The sequence below is a fragment of the Williamsia sp. genome (assembly GCF_036566845.1).
In the GTDB taxonomy this organism is placed as follows: domain Bacteria; phylum Actinomycetota; class Actinomycetes; order Mycobacteriales; family Mycobacteriaceae; genus Williamsia.
The window spans coordinates 1-24,424 of the sequence record NZ_DATCVM010000192.1 but is presented as its reverse complement, the minus strand read 5'-3'; the positions used below and the strand labels follow the sequence as shown (position 1 = coordinate 24,424).

Genomic DNA, 24,424 nt, shown 5'->3' with positions numbered 1-24,424 from the left:
TGCCCCCTCGCTGTGGAGAACACCGCAGCGTGGTCCATGGAATCACCACTCGAGGAGAAAGTCATGTCCCCACTAGAAGTAATTCCGCGGGCCACGCGTCGGCGTCGAACGAGTCGCGCCAAGCCCGCGGCACTGGCCGTGCTGCTGTCGGCCGCGCTGGTCGCCACCGCGTGCTCATCGGATTCGGATGATTCGTCCTCGTCGAGCACCACGGCGAGCGCGTCGACCAGCGCCAGCGGGTCGTCGAGCAGCGCACTCGTGCCGTTCGACACCGCCGCCATGGACAAGCTCGTCAACGATATGGCCACGGAGTACCGCGAGATCGGCATGATGGTGCTGATCCGCACCCCCCAAGGTGAGTACGTCAAGTCGTTCGGCACCACCGCCATCGACTCCACCGATGCACCCACCCTCGACACCAAGGTGCGCATCGGCTCGAACACGAAGACCTGGACCGGCACCGCGATCATGCAGATGGTGCAGGAGGGCAAGATCTCGGTCGACGACCCCGTCAGCAAGTACCGGCCAGATGTCCCCAACGGCGAGAACATCACTGTCGGCCAGCTCCTGAACATGCGCAGTGGCCTGTACAACTACACCGAGACGGTCACACTCAACGAGGCCCTCGACAACGAGCCTCAAAAGGTGTGGACCCCAGAGCAATTGCTGGCCCTCGCGTTCGCCAATCCCCCGTACTTTGCTCCGGATCAGGGGTATCACTACTCGAACACCAACACCGTGTTGCTCGGGCTCATCGCCGAACAGCTGGACGGTAAACCGATCGCGCAGATCTTCCAGGACCGGTTCTTCAGCACGCTGGGCATGACCGGCAGCTCCTTCCCCGCCAACACCGACACCGCCATTCCGGCGCCGTATGCCAGCGGCTACTCCTACAGCGGCAACATCGAGACACTCGGTGAAGGCAAAGAGTCACTGTCCCCCGAGCGGATCGCAGCCATCGAGGCCGGCACCGTGGCGCCGCGCGTGACCACCAACGACAACCCGTCGTGGACGTGGTCGGCCGGTCAGGGCATCGCTACCGCCAACGACCTGGCCACCTGGGTGAAAGCGATGGGTAGCGGCGACCTACTCGATGAAGCGACGCAGCAGCTGCGGATCGATAGCGTGCAGCCCACCGACCCGAACAAGCCCGACGGCGCCGGATACGGATACGGGATCGCTCAGATGGGTCCGATGTATGGGCACATCGGAGAGATGCCGGGGTACAACTCGTTCATGGGCTACGACCCGGCCAACGACGTAACCCTGGTGGTGTGGGCAAACCTCGCCCCCACCATCGACGGCAACGCTGCAGCCGCGAGGGTTGCCATGGAGCTCGTCCCGTTCATCTATGGCGCACCGGACACCAGCACCGGCGGCGACATCGACGACACGGCCGACGACACCAGCGGCGGGTAGCCTCACACCGCTTGAGCAGGCGATATGAGGCGCCCGATGGTGCGATCGGGCGCCTTGTATTCCTGTTGCTAAGCTATCGGCTGCTTTCGTTAAACTGCCAGTCCGGGAGGGTTGCTGTGCCACAAGGCGACCTCAATACGATGTCGTATGCCATCCTCGGCATACTCGCGCCCCGGGACTGGTCGGCCTACGAGGTGGCCGAACAAATCGGCCGAGGGATGTCGGAGATCGTTCCGCGCGCCGATCGGCAGCGCTACAACGCCCCTAAGAAACTTGTCGAGCGCGGTCTGGTGACCGCCCGCACCGAACCCACCGGCACACAGCGCAGCCGGACGATGTATTCGATCACCCCCGAAGGCCGCGCAGCTCTCGCCGAGTGGATGTCCACCGAGACGCGGGCATCCACCATGGAGTTCGAAGGCCTCCTCCGGGTGTGCATAGCCGACGAGGGGTCCATCGACGACCTCCGGAACACTCTGCACACGGTCCGCACACAGGCCGAGATGAAACGACAAGTCTTCGTCGCGAACGCCCGGCTCCTGAAAACTCCCGGCGCGGGGTCATTCCCCGAACGCCAACACGTGTTGGCGATGTCAGCCAAATACATGGTCGGCCATTTCACCCACATCATTTCCTGGGTCGACTGGATGCTCACCGAGATCAACGACTGGCCCGACACCATCACTCCGGTGAAAACCCACGCCGATCGCACCCAGACCATCCTCGAAGAGATCATCCGCGACTACGGGACTGAGACCGACGGTTAGCAAACCCGTTGCGGACCAACCCCTCCGGCCGCGCGATCTTGCCGATGATCGGTAGCTCCCGGTCCCCGGATCGACCCGCAACAAGCTCCTGATCACCCTATCCAGTAGCGATGGTGCTGAGCCAGTTCTTACCGGAGGCGCTGCCGTGCATATCGATCGTCGGTGCCGCGGTTCCTCTGCTACGAAGGCACCGAGAAGGTCTACGAAGCGATCAGCGGTCACCACGGCGATGATGAAGAGACCACAGAGCGGGGGCCGGACTTCGAAAAGAAGATGGTCGGCGATGCTAGCCGCACCGACCTGAATTCCTCGGCGGAGAACATGATCATCTCCTGCTGGTCAACTTCGGCGAAGCCGGCTTCCACTGGCCCCACCGATCAACTCCACCACCTCGAACACTGAGGTGAAGATCTCGTCCACGGCTGGTTCGGCGGAGTCCTCTCCTGGATCCTCGGCACCGCCGCGTCCGCGATCGTCGGCCTGATTCTGGGTGCGATCATCGTAGCGATCATGCACGTGATCCCGAAGCGCATGAAGTCCGCGGCCGCGCACTGACGTCGCGCGAGACCCGTCAATCGGCGACAAATCGCGCTCCCAGCGCGGAGAAGTCGGCAATCGCGGGCGGTCCCATCCGCCGGACTGTCATGTCGAACTCCTGCTGCCGGCCGATCACGTAGCGGCCCGGGGCGATGCCGGTGGCACCGTGTTCGGGATGAATGAGGTACGCGATCACCTGGGTGTCGACGATGCCGAGTGCCAGGCCGCGAGGGTCACGTACGCGCGATGTCCACGTGCAATGCCCTTCTTCGGCGACGAGGTTGTGCGGGTTACCGCCGGCGGCGCTGCGCAGCAATTCGATTCCCGTGCGCGGCACCGGCGCAGGTCGCGAGTCTGCGAGTGGGCCGACCATCGGAAGTAAGGCCGCGGGGACGACGATCAGATCGCCTTGGGCCTGCAGTCCGTCGACGACGGGAATCGACATCTCTTTGTCGAGGTAGTCGAAGACGTCGAGACCGGTGTACGCGGTGAGGTCGGACAGGGTCATGGTGGAGTTCATGGGGTCACCTTTGATTGTGTTGGGGTGTGTGTCGATGGGGAATGGTGTTGTCATGTGCGGCGGACGAGGTTGGCATAGTCGGCGCCGCTGATGCCGTAGGTCCAGCCGGCGGCGTCCAGGGCAGAGGTGGTGCCATCGGGTACCGGCAGACCATAGCGTCGGCGGGTTCCGTCGCGTTCCCGAGAGCCGTTGCGGACTAGAAGTATTCGTCCATGTGGCCGCAAGCTCGCCGGTGTTGCGTAGAGCGCCAGCGTGCCGTCGTGATTCCCCGGATCGTCGGCCTGGTCGACGAGTTTCATCCCGGCCTCGTCGATGTAGGTGTCCCAGCCGATGCGCTCGATGGCGCAACGGCGGACCTCGACGTTGCGTTCGCGCGAGATCCGCTCGACGGTCGGATCGCGCATCAGCCATTCCGGTACGATGGTGCCGTTGAGTGCGAAAATGCCCTGCCCGTCGGCAAATTCGAGTGCCCGGTCGTTCGGATGGTGCAATCGACGCTGCCCGTGCCGGGCGTCCGGAGTGGCTTCGGCGTGAAGTGCGACAGGCCGTTCGACCATTACGCAGACCGCATCAAACGGCCACCACCACCCGGTGGCACGGGCCAGCGTGGACTGGATGTCGAGTATCTTGATATCGACGACGCTGAACCTCGCGAGGCCAAGCCGCCGGATGGCGTCGCAGTGCGCAATCCAGGGCACTTCGTGTTGTCCGTACCAGGTGACGTATCCGGCGATCGGCGGCATGAGAGTCCTGATCGCGGCAGCAATTCCGTCGGACACTGTGGTGTGCAACGAATCCCGAACGCCCAGGCGGACATTCGCCCGTGGTCCAGTCGGAGATGCCTCCCGTGGCGTCCTAAGTGGCGTCCATCGCAGGTGGCGCCGATCCCGCGGGCGTTGCGGGTCGATGCGCCTTGCCATTCGCCGCTTCGATGCAGTGATCACCGCTGCCACTTCACCGTGCGCCGAGTGCGGAGGGCCGTAGACCAGCGGCACCGCGTCCGCCAGCCCCTCGGCTGCGATCAGCTCGGCGCCGGCTGGCGGCGACGGTACCCAAACGAACTCCGGTTCCGGACGGCAGGCAAGCCGATAGAGCTGTGCGACAGCAGCTTCGGCGGCGGTTCGGTCACTCGGCCCGGTGGCCAAGGCGGCCGCCAACCACTCCGCATGGACAGCAGCGATGGTGTGGTGATGATCGGAATCGAACTCGAAAAACTCATTGGTCCCGACGATCGAGGACCCGAATGCGGCGCTCACGCGACGGTGGCGGAATCCGCCTTTCCTGTAGTCATGTTGTCCAGAGTGACAGGCTCGGCGGAACATGGCAAGGGCCAACGACATTCCCGGTCGCGGCGGAGTCGGTTGCGGTCAGAGCTCATCAATGGTCATCAGTCCGTCCTGCAAGGCTCGTGCGAGCAACGCAGCCTTTGTGGTCGCGGGACGACCAACAGCCTCATACTTGCCGCGGATCCGCGAGATATGGGTGTTGACCGTCGCAGCACCGATGAACAGCGACCGCCCCACCTCCTCTTTCGTGTCGCAGATCAACCAGGTGCGCAACACCTCGATCTCACGCTTGGTCAGTCTCGGCCCGGTGGCCCTGGCAGCTTTCTCATCCATCGTGTGCATCACGGATCCGATCTCAGGGGACAGCCGCGGAATCGACTGGCAACAACGAGGCGAAACTAGCGCGGGGGTCTGACAATCAAATCCGTTGTGCGACTGCGTATTTACCTACATCGATGTCCTTTCGAACGCATGATCGAGCAGGAATGCTGGAACGGATGAGTTTGTCAGACCCACCCGCTACCCTGCCCCGGGGGACGACACTGAGCGGCGGCGACTCGTTCGCGGAGTCGGCGCAGTACACACAGTCGTTCGCACAATGCCCTAACGTAAATCGTTGCCCGATATCCCAGGATCTCGCGGCATCACTCGCACGCACAGACTCGGAGGACGTAGTGGACCAGCGCGAAGCCCGTCAACGGTTCGGCACGGTAACCGATGGGCTTGCCATCGACCTCCATGCGCATCCGGCCGTCAACCTGGCACTGGTACACAACGGAGTGCCGCTCGTGATGGGTCTCGAAATCCGGAACGACTCGGATGCAGACATCGTTGATGTCCAAGCGACCGTCGAACTCCTCGGGGGCAGCCGGCACCTCGCACCCTCGCACAGCGAGGTCCTGGACGGAGCACTCGCACCAGGACGGATCGCCTTCTGGGACAACTATGCAGCGCTTGTCCCCGAGATCCCCCACCTGCGCGAACTCAACGAAAGCTATCCGGCAACCATCTCGGTCACCGTGTCCCGCCTATGGGGCGATGACATCCATCTGAACGCTCCGATCCGGGTGCTTGCACATAACGAGTGGTTCAACGCGCCGGTCTTCTTCGATTCGCTTGCCGCGTTTGTCCAGCCCAACACTCGTGCGGTCGGATCCGTGCTGGACGCCGCGTCGGAGATCCTCGGCGCACATACCGGCGAGACAGCGCTCAATGGCTACCAGAAGGGCCCCGAACGCGCAGCGCTGATCGCGGCCGCGATCTATGAGGCCCTTCGACGTCGACAGATCCGCTACAGCAATCCACCCGCTTCGTTTGAAGGCACCGGCCAGAAGATCCGAACCACCGCGCAGGTCCTCGACGAAAGATTCGGAACGTGCATCGATCTATCCGTCACCTACGCGGCGTGCCTCGAGCAGGCCGGCCTCCGGCCGCTCATCTGGCTGACCACCGGCCACGCACTGGCCGGTTACATGCGTGAGGAGACAAACCTCGCGCACACCACCATCACCGAGAAGAACGTCATGATCAACCTGGTCGAGTCCGGCCAGGCCGTGCCCATCGAAGCAGCGTTCTACGATCTCGCATCCACCGGTTCGTTCAAATCCGCCGTTGCCCAGGGACGGAAGCATTTCAGCAATCCGGACTCGCTGAACGGCGTTGTTGCAATCGGATCGGCTCGCAAAGACGGCATCCGCCCTCTTCCCACCCTGGACGACCTCGCAAAGACCGAAGTCACGGCGCCACCGATCTCCTCCAACGCCGATCTCGACCTCCCACCAGAGTTGCGAGGTCCGACGAATTCGTTTGAGGCCGTGTTCGATACCACCGACACCGCACCCGCGCGAGTGCAAAAGTGGAAGCGATCGCTTCTCGACCTCAGCACCCGCAACCGTCTCCTCAATCTGAAGGCCTCACGCGAGGTCATCGACCTCCACGTGCCCACCTCTGGCCTCGCGCTACTCGATGACCTCGTTCACGACGACGTCAAGATCGAACTCGTACCCCACGACACAATCAACTCGATCCACGAACTCCAGGGCGCACGCCGTGCCCAGGACATCGATGACAAGACCGTGATCGAATACCTCCGGGACCGCGGCCGGATCTACGCTGCAGTACCGGCGGAGTCGTACCAAGCGCGGCTCAAGCACCTTCAGCGGACTGCCCGCACCATGTTGGAGGAAACCGGCAACGCGAACCTCTACCTGACCTTCGGTGGGCTGATGCACACCACCAGCACCGGAAAACTCGCACGAGCACCACTGTTCCTGTTGCCTGTCAAGGTTGTTGGCGGCACGGGACGCAGTTCGTTTCACATCGTCATCGACACCAGTGGAGTATCGACCCCGAACTACTGCCTCGTCGAGTGGTTGCGCCTCAAACACAACGTCACGATCGACGCGCTGGAGTCGCCCCCGCTCGACGGCAGCGGGATCGATATCGATGCTGCCCTTCAGGGCGTGCGTGCGGCAATGGTCACACACAATCTGGATCTTAGGGTCGACGAGACTGCGGCACTCGCGATCTGCCAGTTCGGCACCTTCGGAATGTGGAAAGACCTGGAGGATCACTGGGACATCCTGGAAAAGAGCCCGGTGGTCCGCCACCTGACACACACCCCCGGTGAGTCCTTTCGCGACGTGCGGCGTCCCGACGGTACGGACATCGAGTCCATTACTGTCGACGAACTCGACGTACCTGTTCCGATCCCGGCCGACGGATCGCAGCTCCGAGCCGTTGCGCTCGCCGCAGATGGCCACACGTTTGTCCTGGAAGGCCCTCCAGGAACTGGAAAATCGCAAACCATCACCAACCTGATCGCCAACACGCTGGCGCAGGGGAAGTCCGTACTCTTTGTTGCGGAGAAACAAGCCGCGCTTGATGTGGTGAAGAAACGACTCGCGAAGGTCGGACTATCAGATTTCACACTGGACCTTCACGGAAAGAACCAGAGCGCCAATGTCATCCGCGCGCAACTGAAGAAAGCGATCGACAATTCACCGCACTACAATCAGCGCGCCTGGGCAGCGCGGCTCGCCGAACTACGGTCGAAACATCTTCCACTCGATGACTATCCCAACAAGATTCATCAGACAAACGGAGTTGATCACTCGCTGTGGTCCGCGCACGACACGCTCCTCAGCCTGGACGACGGCCCGGTCGCCCCCGTTCCGCGGACATTCGTATCTGCACCACCTGTGGCTGTTCCAGTGATCACCACTGCACTCCAACAGTTCGAGAGGGCCGCGCGATCGGTGACGATCAACCGGCACAACCCGTGGAGCCTTGCCGGACACAGCGATGCCGAAACACCCGACAGCACATTTGTCGATGCCAGTCACCGCCTCTCGACAGCTCTGGCAACCGCACGGCGCCTGCCTGCCGTCGTGTCGGTGCTGGAACGGGTGCCAACACCGGAAGCGATCGATCTTCTTCTTCCCCAAGCACGTCGACAGGTTGGGCAATCCGCGGACGCCTCATCTGCTGCTCGACAACTTCACGGCCCGCACTGGATCGCCGAAAGGCAAGCCCTTCTCAACGACCTCGCGGTATTACAGCAGCAGTGCGGTCCTATCACCGCGGTCTTCTTGCCCAGCTTCATCGAGGCCGGATCCGTCGATACGCTGTTGCCTGCCGCGGAAGAAGCCACCAAAGGCCTGTTCGGCAAGAAGAAGAGAACCGAAGAGTTCATCCGCAACAGCGCATCGGTGTTGCTTCCGGGAGTGCAGCTCGACCCGGAATCGGCCATACCTCTTCTCCGGTCGATTCCGAGTACCCGGGAACTCGCTGGTCGCATCGTGTCGCGGATGCACGGCCTGCTCGGGCCGCTTGCACCGCCGGTGTGGAATCCCCTCACCACCGATGCCGCGCAACGACTTCAACCAGGGTTCGATCAGATCGAAGCAACCAGCCACTTCGCCGGCAGTCAGCCCCAGCTGTGGCAGATCCTCACTGAGGTCGGCCCACTGCAGCAATCCGATATCGACGGCCTGGTTGATGTGGCGCATTCGTGGCAAGAATGGCGCAGACTCCTGGGAACGACCAATTCCGATTTCGATCACTGGTGCAGCCAGTCCCACTGGTTCACTGCGTGGTTGCGAGATTCAGACGCGTGGGCGGCGGACATCGCTGCGGCAGGCGCTACACCCCTACGTCAGTGGTCGGCCATGACATCGTTCCTGAGCCCGTTACGTGCCGCCGGTCTGCACGAGTTCGTGGACGAACTCCTCACCGGTGCCATCGGTGCCGGCGACGCCGAGATAGCGTTCATGCGCGGCGTGGCGGTCTGTTCACTCGACGAACGTCGTCGGGTGCACGCACTCCTCGGGTTCGATCAAGCGCTCAAGGACGGCGAAATCGTCGACTATGCAAAAGCATCCGATAACCTGCGCCAAGAACAGGTCGCCGCGTTGCCCGCGCAGCTACTCGACCGAAGGCCATTCCAGGCGAATGCTCTCACCGGTGAGGTCGGCCAGCTCCGACGACAACTCGACACCAAACGCGGCGGGACCACCTTCCGGCAGTTGATGAACCGCTATGCCGAACAGATCCTTGCGGCAACGCCTTGCTTCTTCGTCAGCCCCACATCGTTGGCACAATTCATTCCGCCCGGATCGGCCACCTTCGACGTCGTGGTGTTCGACGAGGCATCGCAAGTCACTGTCCCGCAAGCGATTGGTGCGCTGGGTCGAGGCCGTTCCGCGGTGATCGTCGGTGATTCGCAGCAGATGCCGCCCACCGCGATCGGGCAGGTCAACACCACCACCGGCGACGATGGCAACGACACCACCGGCGAAGAGGAGGAGGTGGTTCCCGACGATCTCGAAAGCATTTTGACCGAAGCCGTGGAGTCCCAGATTCCGCGCCTGTGGCTCTCGTGGCACTACCGGAGCCAAGACGAATCGCTCATCTCGTTCTCCAACAAGAAGTACTACGAAGGACGTCTGGCGAGTTTGCCGTCCCCTGGCCTGGACAGCACCGCCGGTGTGGAATGGCGCCGGGTTGACGGTCATTTCAACCGCGAAGACACCAAGGTGCTCCATCGCACCAACGTCGTGGAAGCCGAGGCAATCGTTGCCGAGATTCGTCGACGCCTATCGAACGCCCATCTGGCCGGGCAGAGTATCGGTGTCGTCACCTTCAACACTCAGCAGCAGACCCTCGTCCTAGACCTGTTGGAGAAGTCCGGCGATCCGCTGGTCATCGACCAACTGCGGGCCGACAAAGAAGACGGAATCTTTGTCAAGAATCTCGAGAACGTGCAGGGTGACGAACGGGACGTCATTCTGTTCACCACTGCGTTCTCGAAAAGACCCAACGACCCGAAGATGCCGTTGAACTTCGGTCCCCTAACCCGTACCGGCGGCGAGAAGCGCCTGAACGTGGCTGTTACACGCGCCCGGCGCAAGGTGATCGTGTTTACGTCGTTCGAGCCCTCCGATATTGATCTGTCGCGAACCAATTCTGTCGGGATGGCCCATCTTCGCGGCTATCTGGAGGCGGCTGCAAACACGGCCGATATGGCTGGCCAGGGAGGCCACGCTCCGTTGGATCAGATTCAGGCGTCACTCTGTTCGGCGCTGCAGGCACGAGGGTTTGAGGTCGCAACGAACTACGGTCTGTCGGAGTTCGTGCTCGATATCGTTGTCCGCGAAGATAGTTCGACGCCGTGGCTGGTGGCGGTGATGCTCGACGGACCGTTGTGGGCCAGGCGCCCGACGGTTGCCGACCGCGACCTCACACCGCAACTACTGGAAACGAAGATGCATTGGGGTGCATTCGTTCGCGTGTGGTTACCCGAACTGATCACGAACCCCGACGCGGTGATCCAGCGAATCTCGGAAGCGATCACGCGGTCGAAGGCCCAGATGGCTGCGCGTCAGGCCGCGATCGACGAAGCGGCAGAAGCCCAAGCCCTGGCGATCGCGGCTGTCGAGCGGGCAGAAGAAACGGTCACCGAACTAGTGATCCCACCTGCATTCGCAGCAGATCACGTTCGGTGGTTGAAGCCCGAGGATCTTGTGCCACCCGTAGATCCGCCACTTCAGGAGGCTGCGGCGCCGCTACGCAATGCCGCCGTCACTCTGGACGCACCCATCTCGGATACCAGCACCTCCGACCGCCGCGGGCACAAGACCGCCTACGTCGAGGCTCCGGTTACTACCCTCGGGCCACGAACTGACCTCGACCGGATCAACTCCCCGTCCGTGCGGGCCACGATCACCAATGCGGTCCGGGAGACCGTCGATATCGAGGGACCGATCTCGACGGACCGGCTTGCCCGCAGCATCGGACGCCGTTTCGATCTGAGCCGAGTAGCTGCCGGCAAACGCGAGATCATCGTTCGATGTGTACCGCCCGAACTGATCCGATCATCGGAACTCGGCGAGTTCGTCTGGCCCCGCGAGATCGATCCGGCGGCCTGGCGCGACTTCCGCCCGACACCAACGGGTCTGACACGACCACTCAACGACATCGCGCCGGAAGAGATCATCAACGCGATGATGTCGGTGTGCACCAAGAAGGTCGACGACCAAACGCTGCGTCGACAGACACTCGCAGTGTTCGACCAGAAACGGTTGACCGGTCCGGCGAATGACCGCCTCAATGCCTGCATCGCACTCGGTGTCCAACGGGGACAACTGATTCAAGTCGGCGACTACTATCGATCGGGTTCATAGTCGCCGACGTCAGGCGGCACGTCCCCGGGTGGGTCATGTCGCCGGAGCGATCCGCCGGCGTTTGACATCCTCACTAATCTTCGTGGGATAGGCTTTCGACAGATCGACAGTGCCGGGGGCAGCAAGGGGGAACTATGCGGATGCTCGGTGGTGTTGCGACACCGGCCGCTGTCAGCAGCTGCGACTTGCCCTACCAAACCAAGATCTACGATCTCTACAACCGGAACTCCACTGGTAAGAGTCCCAGCTCTCAGTATTCGGACCTCAACAATCCGAAACGAGCCGACTGGCCGAGACATTCGATACCGTCGGAACTTCCCGCTCGCGGCCAACACCATGGCAGCGAGACCAGTACAACACGGGCACAGGGCAATTCGCACCCAGCCGACACCTGAGGCCATCTGATCCATGAACCCCACCCACCCCACCTGCTGGCCATCGGCATTCCGGCGGAAACGCCTTGCCATTCCGGCGGCGATTCTCCTGGTAATCATTGTCGCTACCGCCTCCTTTTTTGCCTGGTATCACCGCAACCAGGAACAGATCGCAAACGCTGCGGCCGACGAGTCTCACGTCGAGATACCTCAGGACGCAACTGAGCTTTCGGCCACCCACGACCTCATCCGCATTCAAGGCGGCTGTTCGCGCTTGTCATTTCTACTGCCGAGTCTGCAATGGCGTACGTACGTGCAGCAGTACGCCACCAAGCCATTGACAGCGTCCAGCTATGGCCCTGGCAGGTCAACGTGCGACGACATCCCATTCGATTGTGTCGAAGATGTCCGCCCCAATCGGCGCACAGGGTTCATCACAAAGGACAACATCGACGATGGGGCTAAATATCGCTACCTCTTCGTAATCCCGGAATGCAAAACCGGCCAGACACTCATATCGTGGAGCACGTTTGACCTGTAGCTCAAGGTACTCAGACGTGAACGTCGGAAGACCTGGGTTAGGACGCAGTGGCTTCGGAGTCTTTGCAGCATCGATCGAACACCGCTGCAATCTTCCGCGGAACACACTGATGTTGGCAGGTCCGCGCTGGCCGTGCGCCGTGGGTCTAACCCCGTGGGCCAATAAACTAATCGTTCGCAGGCTCCTCCGTCAAGCAGAAACGATGCCTGGCTATCTTGGTCCGCTGGTTCAGGTACTGGGAGCTCCACGCGGGTTTGATTGCTATCGACTGACTCGCCAAGAGATTCTGGTCAGCCCCGGCTTGCAGGATGGTACGACCGCGAGAGTCCTCGCGTAAGCACCGCCGTCGTCGACGATGCGATCGGATGCGACAAACCCACTCTGCCCTGCTACATATTCACGTTCATCACAGATCGTTCGTTCCCCACCGCACGAGGCCCGCGGACCGTATCGCGGTAGTATCTGGTCCACCGCAAAGTACTGGGCAACATAGCCTTTCCACTCGGCATCAGGTATCAGGAACTCGACATCGGCACAGTTTCCCTTGTACTCAAGTCCTTCGCCTCTGGCCACGACTCCGCTTGCACCGGAAGGAATATCAACCTGAATCGTCTCCGCCACGTCCTGCGGATCATCGTCTGCAAGATAGATCCACACGAGTGCACCGATGATGCCGATCATGACAATCGCAGCTACGACCAGGGCAGCCCACTTGCGTCGGCGTTTGCGCCGATAGATTCGCTTTGCGTCTACCAGCTGACTGTGTCCCTCGCTACGAGTCACCAGCGCCATCCGTTAGAATCCGCTGGCTCGGAGGCTATACCACTAGCGGTCACGGGCGCCATTCAGTCTCCCTCAAGCCAGACCGGCCAACAACCTCGAAATTCTGAGCCCAGCCGGCACGGTGCATATCATTCAGATCAGAGTATTGCTCACTGAAGGTCTGGTCGGTGGGATCCCAATCGTAGTAATCATAAACACTTGTTTTGTAGTCGATGGAGTATCCGTTATCCGTCGGCACCGCAACCCCACTCGTCTGGTAGCTGAACCCACCGAGCGCGCCGAGGGCGTCCAACCCCTCTTGGGGCAGCGGTCGAAAGGTGGATTGGTCGGTGTACGCGCCCTCGAAAACGACTGGCCCTATGTAACCCGGAGGCAGTGCTTCGCGCGCACCCACGAATTCCGATACTGCCGTGCCGTCGGATTCCGCGCCGAACCGCGGCATCTGCAGTAGTGCCCCGACGTCCATTCGGTATTCCGCCCCTGAGTTGCCGAAGTAGTGTCGCAACATATCGCTTGCCACCGGCGCGAGCGGTTCAGAACGATTGGCTCCCGTCAACGCAGCGAACCGCAATCCTGCCATATACGTGGAATCCATCAGCCCGGGATCGTCCACGTTGTAACTGTTAGGACCGTGACCTCCACGGTCGGCGAAACTCCTCGGACCAGTAGGTTTCGGCGGCGGCGCAGGGATGTACGAAGGTTTGAACGGTCGCTCGTTGTCGGCGAGACCAAGGAGCGCATTCGTGATTTGCCAGTCGTAGTATTCGGCGGCAACCGCGGCGTTCGTGAGCAATCGCTTCAGAAGAGCTTGCAGTTGCAATGCCATCGCTTCGGCCTCGCCGAGTACATCTGGGCCGGCCGGGGGCGTTGACGCGGCGTACAAAGCGACGAACGCCGGTGATACCGACACACTGCCATCGTCGGCCACTATATAGATCGGCCCAACCATGCTGGTCTTAGATGCGGCATCGTCTACGAGCCGTTCGATCTCCGCCTTCAAAAGGCCCAGCTGCTCCGCGGCCGTCCGCAAGCGGTCACTTGCCGTTCGCCATCGCGTGGCACGGTCATTGAGGCTCGACGCCTGGTCTGCGACCTGAACCTCAGCCAAATCGCGAGCCTCACCGTTCCAATCCGACTGCACACCCGTGAAAGCATTCGTCACTGTCAGCGCGACTTCCTCGAACGTTTCTGCGTCGGTGGCGGCACCATCGGCCGCAACCGTCATGCTGGCCAGATCCCAACCTCGAACCTGGGAAACGCCGAGGGTCATGATCGGCCCGATGTGATTGCTTTGATCTCGATACAGCTTGCGTCGTCAGCGCGCTCTACCACTTCTGCGGTGCACTTCACAGCCGAAGCGAGGGCATCAAGATTCGCCGCGTGAGTCTTAACGCTCTCGTTCTCGGTGTGAGCCTGCGATGCCATGCCCGCGACCATTGCGGTTCCATTGCACGCTGTGCCGGCTGACTCCCATCTCCCGCGGACATCCATCGCGCTCAGCTCATCCGAAGCACGGGCCACGGTGCGCGAAAACTCACGCAGTAGTTCCGGGTCAACCCTCAATGTCCACTCCCCCAAGACGACAAGGACTCTGAGACTACCAGTTTGGGTTCGGCTCGAACCGACGAGGTAAGCGGCGACGGTGTTCACCCATGGATCGATTGCTAGCGCGTAACCGAGGTCATCGGCCCGGACGTGGCGGACCGATGACTCAATTTCGCGGCCCGCTGCTCGCAGAGTGCGGTCATAAGGCAGCCTTTAAGGACACGGGGTAAGGGATTGTCCTCGCCATCGATGCTGCCTGGGCAGATCCACTGATTCGATCAGCGCGTCTTCCAGCCCATGGTTGTGGCGAACGATCACGAAACCAATGCGTTATCTGCCATCCACTCCGACAGCATACCCTCGCCGCTGCCAGACTTGAGACGATCAGTTTGACCGATGTCTTAGTTGAATACCAATCTCCTCGGACAACAGGCATCCTAGAGACTTTCGCGATGTTAATAGTGGGAACAGGAAGTATCGGCTGCACGTCGCAGGCGAGTCCGTTGATCAATTTCATGAGCCTCACAACAGTTCATCGGCGAGTTCTCTCAACTCGCTATCAGTGCGGCGCGAGTCGGGCGCCTCGACTCGATAACCATTGTCCGTCAACCAATTCATGCATTCTCGATCACCGTCATCCAGGAGAACGACCTTCGCGTTCTGCCACAATGCGTCGACCGGCCACGAATAGTCACCGACCTCTGCCCCGACCTCGGGGACTGGCGCACCCGCAAGCGCCAGCCGGATCAGCAGCTTTGCAGTCGCGCCATCCGCGAGATCCAGCTGCTCCTTCCACTCTGGGCTCAGGGACCCAGCACCCGGAACAATCCGCAGCCGCTCTAGCCTAGCCTCGATCTTTCTTGGGGCTGGTGGCCTTGCCTGAGCGGTTCGAGATTGTGATTTTCCGAGCCTGTTTTGGCGTGTCCCCAGTAGATGAGTCCACGAAGTTTTGGAGTCTTTGTTGCCCCGACCTGGGGTTGGAAGGACGATGAACATCATGGCTGGACGGAAACGGCACTCCGCGGAGCAGATCGTGCGCAAGTTGCGCCAAGGAGATGAACTGGAGGCTGCCGGAAAAACCTCTGAGGAGATCGCTGCCGAGCTCGAGGTGTCGGTGGCGACATTGTTCAACTGGCGCCGTCACTACGGCGGCATGGACACCGACGCAGCCAAGGAACTCAAAGAGCTCCGCGATCAGAACAGCAGGCTCAAACGATTGCTCGCCGACGCTGAACTGGAGAAGGACGCGCTGAGAGAGGTGGCCAAGGGAAGATTCTGAGCCCAGCTGCCAAACGCCGCGCCGTCGACATGCTCGTCACCACGATGGGCATGTCGAAACGGTTGGCGTGCAAAGCTGTTGGGCTTGCCCACTCCACCTACAGTGGTACCCCGATCGCGCAGACCCCGACCGACCCGGACGCCGAGTTGCGTGGTTGGCTGCGCACCTACGCCACCAAACACCCGCTTCACGGGTTCCGACGGGCCTGGGCTGCGTTGCGGTTTGACGAGCACCGTGATGTGAACAAGAAGAAGGTTCACCGCCTGCGGAAGGAGGAAGGTCTGCAGGTCCGCATCCACCACCCCCGCAAACGTGCCGGCCAATCGTCGGTGCCATTCGTGGACGCCGATGCCCCGAAGGTGGTGTGGGCTATGGACTTTCAGTTCGACTCCACCATTGACGGCAAGGCCATCAAGATCGCGTCGATGATCGATGAACACACTCGTCTGTCGGTGATGAACATTGTGGAGCGGTCCATCACAAGTGACCGGTTGGTGGTCGAGTTGGGCAAGGCGTTCGCACTGTGGGGTGGGCCGCCGCAAGTGCTGCGAATGGACAACGGACCAGAGTTCATTTCCCATGCGCTGCAACAGTTCTGCGACAAGAAGGTAGGTATCTCTTACATCCCACCAGGCACGCCGTGGAACAACGGGCACATCGAATCGTTCAATAATCGCCTACGGAAGGAATGCCTGAACCGCAACCATTGGACCAACCTCCTCGAGGCCCGCGTGGTCATCGAAGACTTCAAAGACGACCACAACCACCGACACCGGCACTCATCACTCGGCTACAAGACGCCGGCCGAGTATGCTGCCCAATGCACCCACCGGCATCATCCCGTGGAGTGCGCGATCGACTAATCACCCGTGGGCTCTACAACCACGTGGCCCGACTATCGGGGACCTGCCAGTTTCAGCTGCTGGGTGCGGCGGGGTGGCCGATGTCGTTCGGTTGGTCGCGGGGTTTCAGTGCCCCGAGGTGTTGTTCTTTCTGTGAGAGATTGTGACGGCCTGAGGTCAGGCGGGTGCAGGTAGCGCCGCCAATCGGGCCAGTGCGGTGATGATCAACTCGGCCCACGGGGCATCGGCGGACAGTGTCAAACGGGTCCGCCGTGCGTGTGTGGCGATCTTCCCGGCGATCGAAAAGATCCGTAGGCGTAGCCGTTTGGGTTCCCACCGCCTGGCTTCGTGGTCGGTGAAGCCGAGCATCTCCCGTCCAGGCAGTCAACTCCAAGGCCAGTTGCACGATCGCCAGCCAGATACGGTTCTGATCGAACCCATGCAATGGCAGGTTCGTCAGTCCGGTGTCCTTGGCGCCCCGGATGCGATCTTCGCATCGGGCGCGGCGGCGATGTCGGAGTTCGAGGTCCTGGATCTGCCCGCGCACACTGTTGGTGACGAACGCGGTCAACCGCAGACCGTCGCGGTCGGTGACCGCAACTGCGCGCCGGGGTGCGGTCGCTCTTTTCTCACGATAAGTCGCATGCCCTCGGGCCAACCGGTCAGATCGAGCAGGCCGGTGGCCTCGATGACCCAGGCACCCTCGCGTGGTTGACCGCTGGCGTCAACAGCGCAGTCCCACACAGTGTTGGGGACCTCATCGAGCTCGGTGGCCAGGGCATCTGTCATGGCGAACCCGATGGAGTACGACACCCGCTGGCGGTGCAGATAGTTCAGGTAGTCGTGACTGGCACCGGCACCATCGGTGCGGACCAGAACTTTCTTCCCGGGCCGCGAACCGGTGGTGAAAGGTAGTTGTGCCAACGCTTTTCCGGTCACCTCGATGTGATCGGCGGCGGTGTTGGATCCGGCGTTGCCCGGTCGCAGAACCGCGGCGACGGGTTCACCGGTACCTCCGGGTCCGTGATCGACAAACGCGAGCAACGGGTGAAACCCGAATCCGCGTTTGTCGGTCGCGGCCGCGTGTTCTTTCTCCGAGTGCGCTGTGACCAAAGTGGCATCGAGATCGACGATGATCGGGTGATCGGCATCGATTCGGTGATCGGGCGCATCTGCCCCGGCGTGCTCCCAGATGGTTGCTCGGGCGCTCGCGCGGGCGGTATCGATCGCGGTCAACGCTGCCGGAGCATCGGTTGCCAACGCGGCGATCAACCGGGACACGGTCGGATCTGAGGGCACCTGTCCGAACATCCCGCTATGTTCTCGCAGGACAGCGATGTCGGCCAGGCAGTCCCCGCCCAGTGCCAACGACACCGCCAGATCGAGAACAATCTTCCCGGGATCGAACTGCGCCAACGGTTTCCGCCACGGCGACAACATCTGCGACAGCGCGGTATCCAACCCACCCACCTGAGCGGTTCGCAGCAGCGCTACCGTACCGGCATGCGACACGATGCCCGTTCCGGTGGCATCGACGGACAACGACGGCCGGAAGCCTTGCAACGCGAAAACGAAAATCCTCCGGTCGCTTTGACGTGTCATCATCGGGTCCGCGACGAGCGCCCCGCATTAGACCACTATGCGGGCGCCTTGGACAGTCAGCGCTGAGGCCGCACCACTTCGAATAGGTCCGGATCGAAGGTGTGCATCTGCCGCTCGACCATCTCAGCGAGGATCGGATTCTCAATGACCAGTCCTAGTTCGACGTTGTGTCGTTCCGCGCTCTTGGAGAAGTTCGCGCTGGTGACCACGAGAAATTGGTGGTCGACCGAAATAAACTTTGCATGATTCCGCACCAGAGAGTCTTCGATTCGCTTTGTTCTCAACACGATTGCGCCGCCCATCTCATCCGCGACCTGTTGTGTCGTTGGCTTCCATACGGCGGGATTCGCGTCTGCGGCGAAGGTGTCCACGTAGATCCGGACATCGACCTCGGTCCGCTTCGCTGTAGCGGCCAGCGCTTTCCAGAGCGTCGACGACCGCTGGAAGTTGAACGTTGAGCAAACGACGGATTCACGGGCTCGCGTCACGTAGTGGTGGACCGATGCGGTTAGCTGACCGTGCTGTGCGAGGTTGTTCGGTGCAGTCCACACCGGCGTGATCGACGTACGTCGGTCGTGGGAGCCCTCGATGGAGCGCAACACGGCGACGCTCAGCGAGATGGACGAAGGTCCCAGACCGGCCGCGCGGAGTAGTTCACGCACTCGAGTGCGGCGGGCTGAACCGATAACGGACATGGCACTGCTGAGCGTCTCACCGTCGCCGATCCGATCGGCGAGCTCCTTTGCCTCGCTGCCAGTCAGGTAGGTCGCCAGCTCGCGACAGGCCACTGCCTCACCAGTCATCGGGCCTGCCGAAGAAACCGAGATCACTTCCAGGCAGGGCCAGCAGGAATCGCCGGTCAAGGAAGCGGTTGGCTCGCTCGCACGATGTTTCGGAGGCCATCACGCAGCAGTGGCACGCAGCGCCATGCAGGAAGTCTTCGGGATCGTGTGGAGTGCGGACAGCGCATACCGGGTCCGAGGAGCAACGCCCCGCGCGATGCAGCGCCCCACTGACGATGGCGGCCAGCAGGTCGGGTTCGCTCAGCCGCACAAGTCCGCCGAGTGTGCCGTCGCTGTCGGAGGCCGTCGTGCAGATCAGTATTCCGGCAGCCGCCGGCCGAGTGCCGTCGCCGCGCCACGCGTAGATGCGCTCGCTCAAGCTGGCAGCCCCATAGCCGGAATCCATCGCCATCTCTCGGATGAGCGAGTGGGCGAGGGTGTGCAGCAGCCAATACCGCGGTGGCTGCATCCGTTCTTCTGGGTTGACGACCTCAGCGGTCTCGGAGAATCGACGCCCGAAGTTTCGTCGGTGCGCGGCCTTATGGGAAGCCCACAGCTCGCTTGACGCGACCCGATCCTCCCAGGCCCGCACCAAGTCTTCGTCCAGTTGAAGGAAGACTCCCTCGCCGCGGTCCTCGGTGGCAACGGTCCATTTCGGGCGGTCGGTCCGGGTCAGCGAGACAAGCCGATTGGTCACGTCATTGACGCGGTCCAATTCGTCGATACGGGTGAAGCCAACGACGGCGTTGACCTTCCGCAACCGGTCGACCGCTAGGACACGTGAGATGCCAGCTGGCATATCGTTCGCGATCGCGCGAGGTGATAGCGTCAACCCACTGCGTTCGTCAGTATGGAAATCTGACGCCGGATCCCGTTGCAGATAGCGCCATTCCGGCACGAGCAGGTCGATCGGGTTCCAGTGTTCTTTCTTCTCTTGGCGCTGGTCCTCGGACATCGGCGGTTTGATTGCCGCTGAGATGAGCTCCTGCAGCTGAGTGTCCGACCAGCTGTCGTTGGGCACCCCGTGTGCGTCAAGCAGGGCTCGAATCACGTCGGGCTTCCCGGAGAATTTCGTCAGGTTGTCCCCGAGTGCCACCCGGATTCGGTCGGCGTCGTCGGCGAGCTGTTCCTTCGGATCAAGTCGAGGCATATCGATGATCGACAACGTTGCCGGGAACCACAGGTTCGATGCGCCGACCAGCATGAGACGTGGTTCGGCGGCGCAGCCGCCATCGGCGAATCCATCCAGATGAGGCAGTCGCCCGCGGCAGAGGGGAAGTTTCGCTCGGCCGGCGTCGCCCTGGGCTTCGTTCATTGGGCGGGTGGCGTTGCACGACTCGCAGACGATGACCGCGCTCGCACCCTTGCCGCCTGCGCGCTCACGCATCTTCAGCACCGGGACGTCCGCCTTTGCGCACGCGCTGCCCTCATGCACCCACCAGTCGTAGGGAAACTCATCGAGGTGGCCCTTCACGCACGCGAGCAGGTAGCGCGCAGGCACGACGGGCCGGCGGGTCGAGCCCTTCTTCGCGACACGACCACGACGACCGTGGCACGGAGAGTGCTCGAAAATCGCATCGTCAGTGCGAAAAGGCTTGGTGTTGGTGTAGTCGAAGACGCTGATCGGTGCCAACCGGTCGCAGCCCGTGCAGCGCATCCATTGTGGGAAGACGCGGGCAGGCACACCGAGGTCGCGGCCCTCTTGCGAGAAGATCGTCGGCTTCGGTTCCCACGGGAAGGGCCGTAGCTCGCCCACCTGCGAGCCGAGCATCACGCGGACGACTTCGAGTAGGCGAGGAGCATGCACGGTCGGGATGCCGCCGCGCCTTTTCCAGACGCGATCCCAGTCGTCGAGCCCGGACGGCATAATCGTGAAGTGCGGTAGATCCATGATCGAACCCGGCCCATAGGTGTAGAGCAAAGATGACGGCCGGGCGGAACCGACCTTGGCGAAATTCTTACGTGCGCCATCCTTTTCAAGAGTTTCGGCGTCACCCATCGGGTCGAGAGGTCGGGTCGAGTCATACAGCACGCCGGACGGATCAGTCATCGGTGGCTCCCGTGTTCACTTGAGCCGCCCACGTCGGTGCGGTGACAGGCGGCTTGTAGTGCAGGTTGTCCTTAATGGGGCTCACCAACAAATTGATCTCCGGCTGCACTTCGCGCATCGAGTTGGCGACGATGAAGGGCGCCCCGTCGTTTGCGTCACTGCGGGAGCGTGTCTCTTCGGCACTGCGGATGAGAGTGCCAAACTGGCTGGTGTCCGCGATGCGCTCATAGGCGAGCGACAGTTGTTGGTCGATAAGCGTGGTCCGGCGTTTGTCCCACTGGTCCAGTCGGTTGAGCAGTCGCCCCCGGGCGCGGTCGGCAGACGGCTCGTCCGATGCTCGCCGCACACGAGCGACCAGGGCCTCGATCAGCTGCTCGAGGAACGGCCGCTCCGTTGCAACTCGTCCAGCACTCTTCTCCGGGGACAATCCATCGGCTGTGGCGGCCTGCAATACTCGGGCGGCGCTGACCAGGACCCCGTCGAGCCCGCGCTCCATGGACGTCACCGAGAACGGTGTCACCGACAGTGGCTCAACCTGGGCATAGAATGTCTCGTGGTAATGCCGGAACTGCTCATAGTGCGCCAGGTCTCGAGGGCGCGCCCAGTTGCCAAGAGTGACAACCAGTCCCGGCTTCTTTGAGTTTCGTCCGACGCGCGACGACGCCTGTATGTATTCGGCCGTGTTCTTGGGTTGGCCAACCAGCAGCATCAGGCCAAGCCTGGTGACGTCGACGCCGACCTGCAGCATGGAGGTTGCGAGGATGACGTCATAGGGATTGATCTTCCGGTTCGGCACCTTCTCGTGGCGGTCCAGTGCCTCTCGCCGGCGTTTGCGGCCGAGCGTCGAGTCGAACGATGGGGCGAACGGGACAGCCATGTCGTCGAGTGTGCGGGTGATGTCGGCGCTGGAGACTCGGGAGGTGAGCTCATCCAGATTGAGGGAGCCATATGCCGTCCCGACGCGCCTGGGTAGCGCGGACCCTGGCCGCCCTTTCGACAGAGCGGTCTGGATGTCGTCTTGCATGTAGCGGGACATGCCGGCCAGCTCTCGGGTGGCGTTGAAGTAGCCGACGAGCGTCATGTACGGGTCGGCGGTGTCGCCGTCGGTGTCGATGAGTTCCTGGGCACCCGCCATCAATACCTGCGCGACTTGAATCTCGGCATTGGTAAGCCGCACGCCGGTGGTGCTGATGCCGATGTAGCGTCGCCCGGGCGCCTCTGCGGAGGGCTGAACCTCCGTGGAGAAGAAGGTTTCTCCGGCGTCGATGACTTGTGGCGGGAATACTGTGACTCCGCGGCCGTACAGCCCGCGCACCTGGTCCGCGGCGTTGCGGACGGTCGCCGATGAAGCGACGATCAGCGGTTTGGCGACCGCTCCGTCCGGTGTGTGCCAGGTCGTCAGCGCGTCGATCGCAACCTCGAAGAGGCCGACCGTGGTGCCGAGCGCCCCAGTGATCAGGTGTAACTCATCCTGAATGATCAGATCCGGTGGTCGCAGGCGGGTTGCCGGATGGACGGCGGCTGCCGGGTGGCGACCCTTGGAAGGGTGCTTGCTGCCGTCCTTGATATCGCATTGGCGGTAGTCGGCGTGGACGTAGCCGTGCCGGTCGCAGCGCCGTGACACATAACCAAACAGCGAGGCGGCCTCACCTTCGCGGGCGAGCCGGGCGAATTTGTCAACAGTGGCGATGACGAAGTCTGGCACAAGGCGGTAGATCTCCTCATCGACGGTGAGTACCGGGAGTCCGCTTTGGACGGTGCCGCCGTCCGCGAATGGACAACCGGCTCGATCGTCCCCGCAGAAAACGTGGACCCGGCGCACGGTGTCGTCGACGCGCACCGATGCCGGGGTGATAGGCGTGCCGCACCAGGGGCACCGCTGGATCTGTAGCACCGTCAGACGGTGTCCGCGTCCCTCGTTGACTCGCTTGAGTTCGGCGGCAGCCTCGTCGACCCGTTTGGGGGAGACGTTGGTGCCGACCCAGAGTCCGATTCGGAACGGTTGTTCACCCCACAGGTCGGGGCGATCGCAACGCACCAGTTCGGCTGCGCACATCAGCGTGGTGGCACGCTGGAACTGCTGGGCCGTGAGCAATCGCAACGTATATCGCATCAGCACGGCGACCCCGGCTGAACCGTTAAGTGGCCCGTCCGGAGTCTCGAGCAGTCCCTGCCGGCGGCGGATTGCGAACGTGAATGCGGCGAGGCCGAGGTAGGCCTCAGTCTTACCACCACCGGTGGGAAAGAACAGTAGCTCGACCTTCGCCAGGTCGCCGGCGCGGCGCGTCGTCGATGGCTCGCACAGTGCCCGGATTTGCATGAGGACGAACGCGAGTTGGAACGTGCGCCAGGAGTGCGCTCTCGGACCATCGGCGAGCACCTGCTCCTTTGCAGCGGAGACGCTGAGCGTCGGGTTCTTGGCTCGCGCCTCTGCGATCTGAGTATGAATGCGCTGCTCTGCCATCACTTCGTTCATGAAACCGAAGCAGCGCACAGCTTCCTCGTTGTCGAGCAAGAAGTTCAGACCGTCGGCGAGCTGTCTGCGCACTCTGCGCGCTTCGATGACCGCGTCGAGTGCTTCATCCCGCAGGTGCGCAGGCAGCGCCTCCGCCTGGGTTTCGCGCTCGTCGAGCCAGCCGCCGTATGCCGTGACTATTGGCTCGAGCCCGGCTTTCAACTTTGCCGCACTCGCAGTGGCGAGCTCGGTCATATCGAGCACCGCGTCCTCGACTTCGACTGCGCGGGTCTGCGGAGTCTCGGACATGGGGAGCCAGGTGGTGCGCACCTGGGTCGCCCGTCGCTCCGCGGCGCGGGCGGTCCAGTCGGCGGAGCAGGTGCGGCCAATAGCGAACTCCAACCTGTCGCGATATTGCAGATTGAGTCGGCTGAGCTCGGTGTCAGGCTCCGGGCGTTCATCGGTGGTGACGTCACGCACAGGCAGGAAGACGGCCGCGCCACCGGCCTCGACGTAGAGCTGTGTCTGGAAGAGCCAGGCGTTCACCGGGATTTTGCGAGGTGTCTCCTGGTCGTTGCACAGCGCCACCTCGATCAGGAGACGTTCGAGGGTGTCGTCGCGATAGGTGTCGATGCGGAGCTTAACGTCGTGGTCGAGCGCGACTTCGTGAGTTGTGCCGGGTGTAAGGTCCGCGACCTCGATCGTTTTCGGTATGTCGACAGGCGTGCGACGGAAGCGGCGAATGGCGCGCCCGGCCGCGGTGACGTCACCGGTGGCTTCGGGGTTGTAGACACCCCAGGACGCCCTGATGGTGAAAGTCGCCAGTCCACAGGGGATTTGGAAGCGCAACCCCATGGAGGCGGGGATCATGAGTCCGCGTTTGACGGGCTCGTCGTCGCGATCGCCACCTGTGTCTTCGTCGGCGTCGATTGTGCTGTCGTCAACGGTGGTCATCGGCA

General features: G+C 62.2%; 13 protein-coding genes and 2 pseudogenes. 6 read left to right on the top strand and 9 right to left on the bottom strand.

Going from position 1 to position 24,424, the window contains the following annotated elements:
- The first annotated feature begins 63 nt into the window (after positions 1-63).
- The 3 genes and pseudogenes from VIQ49_RS18720 to VIQ49_RS18710 all read left to right on the top strand — a co-directional run.
- Complete coding sequence (locus tag VIQ49_RS18720; RefSeq protein WP_331887319.1) at positions 64-1,419, top strand: serine hydrolase domain-containing protein; 1,356 nt, start codon at positions 64-66, stop codon at positions 1,417-1,419.
- A 140-nt stretch (positions 1,420-1,559) separates the two neighbouring features.
- Positions 1,560-2,186 (top strand): PadR family transcriptional regulator, encoded by a 627-nt coding sequence (locus VIQ49_RS18715; protein WP_331887317.1) that lies wholly within the window; start codon positions 1,560-1,562, stop codon positions 2,184-2,186.
- Between the two features lie 67 nt (positions 2,187-2,253).
- A pseudogene (locus VIQ49_RS18710) lies at positions 2,254-2,741 on the top strand (DUF808 family protein); the annotation flags it as partial.
- A gap of 16 nt (positions 2,742-2,757) precedes the next feature.
- On the opposite strand, the gene VIQ49_RS18705 reads toward VIQ49_RS18710, so the two are convergent.
- From VIQ49_RS18705 to VIQ49_RS18695, 3 genes are all read right to left on the bottom strand, one after another.
- On the bottom strand, positions 2,758-3,243 hold the full coding sequence (locus VIQ49_RS18705; protein ID WP_331887316.1) for a hypothetical protein: 486 nt from the start codon (positions 3,241-3,243) through the stop codon (positions 2,758-2,760).
- Positions 3,244-3,293: 50 nt separating this feature from the next.
- Positions 3,294-4,499 carry a DUF6745 domain-containing protein gene (locus VIQ49_RS18700; protein WP_331887314.1) on the bottom strand — a complete coding sequence of 402 codons (1,206 nt, stop codon included), beginning with the start codon at positions 4,497-4,499 and terminating at the stop codon, positions 3,294-3,296.
- 111 nt (positions 4,500-4,610) lie between these two features.
- Entirely contained in the window at positions 4,611-4,862 is a 252-nt protein-coding gene (locus VIQ49_RS18695) for a LuxR C-terminal-related transcriptional regulator (RefSeq protein WP_414731665.1), read from the bottom strand.
- A gap of 341 nt (positions 4,863-5,203) precedes the next feature.
- Here VIQ49_RS18695 and VIQ49_RS18690 point away from each other — a divergent pair, with 341 nt between their 5' ends.
- Both VIQ49_RS18690 and VIQ49_RS18685 read left to right on the top strand, forming a co-directional pair.
- Complete coding sequence (locus VIQ49_RS18690; RefSeq protein WP_331887312.1) at positions 5,204-11,212, top strand: DUF4011 domain-containing protein; 6,009 nt, start codon at positions 5,204-5,206, stop codon at positions 11,210-11,212.
- A 408-nt stretch (positions 11,213-11,620) separates the two neighbouring features.
- Entirely contained in the window at positions 11,621-12,127 is a 507-nt protein-coding gene (locus VIQ49_RS18685; protein ID WP_331887310.1) for a hypothetical protein, read from the top strand.
- Positions 12,128-12,388: 261 nt separating this feature from the next.
- Here VIQ49_RS18685 and VIQ49_RS18680 read toward each other — a convergent pair whose 3' ends face one another.
- Positions 12,389-12,919: a hypothetical protein gene (locus VIQ49_RS18680; RefSeq protein WP_331887308.1), complete on the bottom strand. Its 531-nt coding sequence runs from the start codon at positions 12,917-12,919 to the stop codon at positions 12,389-12,391.
- A gap of 40 nt (positions 12,920-12,959) precedes the next feature.
- The gene (locus tag VIQ49_RS18675; protein WP_331887306.1) at positions 12,960-14,180 is read right to left on the bottom strand and encodes a hypothetical protein; all 1,221 of its coding nucleotides are present in this window, start codon (positions 14,178-14,180) and stop codon (positions 12,960-12,962) included.
- Between the two features lie 1,272 nt (positions 14,181-15,452).
- Between VIQ49_RS18675 and VIQ49_RS18670 the strand changes: the two genes are divergently transcribed.
- Positions 15,453-16,597, top strand: a protein-coding gene (locus tag VIQ49_RS18670) for an IS3 family transposase (RefSeq protein WP_331887304.1) whose coding sequence is annotated in 2 segments (ribosomal slippage) — positions 15,453-15,720 and positions 15,720-16,597 — 1,146 coding nt in all. Because the reading frame shifts where the segments join, the coding sequence is not laid out codon by codon here.
- Between the two features lie 156 nt (positions 16,598-16,753).
- On the opposite strand, the pseudogene VIQ49_RS18665 reads toward VIQ49_RS18670, so the two are convergent.
- From VIQ49_RS18665 to drmA, 4 genes and pseudogenes are all read right to left on the bottom strand, one after another.
- Positions 16,754-18,178 (bottom strand): annotated as a pseudogene (locus tag VIQ49_RS18665) (IS1380 family transposase).
- Between the two features lie 56 nt (positions 18,179-18,234).
- Positions 18,235-18,981: a DISARM system phospholipase D-like protein DrmC gene (drmC, locus tag VIQ49_RS18660; RefSeq protein ID WP_331887302.1), complete on the bottom strand. Its 747-nt coding sequence runs from the start codon at positions 18,979-18,981 to the stop codon at positions 18,235-18,237.
- Positions 18,971-21,010, bottom strand: a complete 2,040-nt coding sequence (locus tag VIQ49_RS18655) for a DUF1998 domain-containing protein (RefSeq protein WP_331887300.1) — start codon at positions 21,008-21,010, stop codon at positions 18,971-18,973. Before VIQ49_RS18655 ends, drmC begins: the two co-directional genes overlap by 11 nt.
- Positions 21,003-24,424 (bottom strand): DISARM system helicase DrmA (drmA, locus tag VIQ49_RS18650; protein WP_331887298.1); only part of this gene is annotated, 3,422 nt, incomplete at its 5' end. The genes VIQ49_RS18655 and drmA, both read right to left, overlap by 8 nt.

What these genes read in the sequence shown, in the direction of transcription:
- drmC (WP_331887302.1), bottom strand. Translation starts at nt 18,981, where the DNA reads ATGACTGGTGAGGCAGTGGCCTGTCGCGAGCTGGCGACCTACCTGACT.
- VIQ49_RS18695 (WP_414731665.1), bottom strand. Translation starts at nt 4,862, where the DNA reads ATGGATGAGAAAGCTGCCAGGGCCACCGGGCCGAGACTGACCAAGCGT.
- VIQ49_RS18715 (WP_331887317.1), top strand. Translation starts at nt 1,560, where the DNA reads ATGTCGTATGCCATCCTCGGCATACTCGCGCCCCGGGACTGGTCGGCC.
- VIQ49_RS18720 (WP_331887319.1), top strand. Translation starts at nt 64, where the DNA reads ATGTCCCCACTAGAAGTAATTCCGCGGGCCACGCGTCGGCGTCGAACG.
- VIQ49_RS18675 (WP_331887306.1), bottom strand. Translation starts at nt 14,180, where the DNA reads ATGACCCTCGGCGTTTCCCAGGTTCGAGGTTGGGATCTGGCCAGCATG.
- VIQ49_RS18705 (WP_331887316.1), bottom strand. Translation starts at nt 3,243, where the DNA reads ATGAACTCCACCATGACCCTGTCCGACCTCACCGCGTACACCGGTCTC.
- VIQ49_RS18655 (WP_331887300.1), bottom strand. Translation starts at nt 21,010, where the DNA reads ATGACTGATCCGTCCGGCGTGCTGTATGACTCGACCCGACCTCTCGAC.
- VIQ49_RS18680 (WP_331887308.1), bottom strand. Translation starts at nt 12,919, where the DNA reads ATGGCGCTGGTGACTCGTAGCGAGGGACACAGTCAGCTGGTAGACGCA.
- VIQ49_RS18685 (WP_331887310.1), top strand. Translation starts at nt 11,621, where the DNA reads ATGAACCCCACCCACCCCACCTGCTGGCCATCGGCATTCCGGCGGAAA.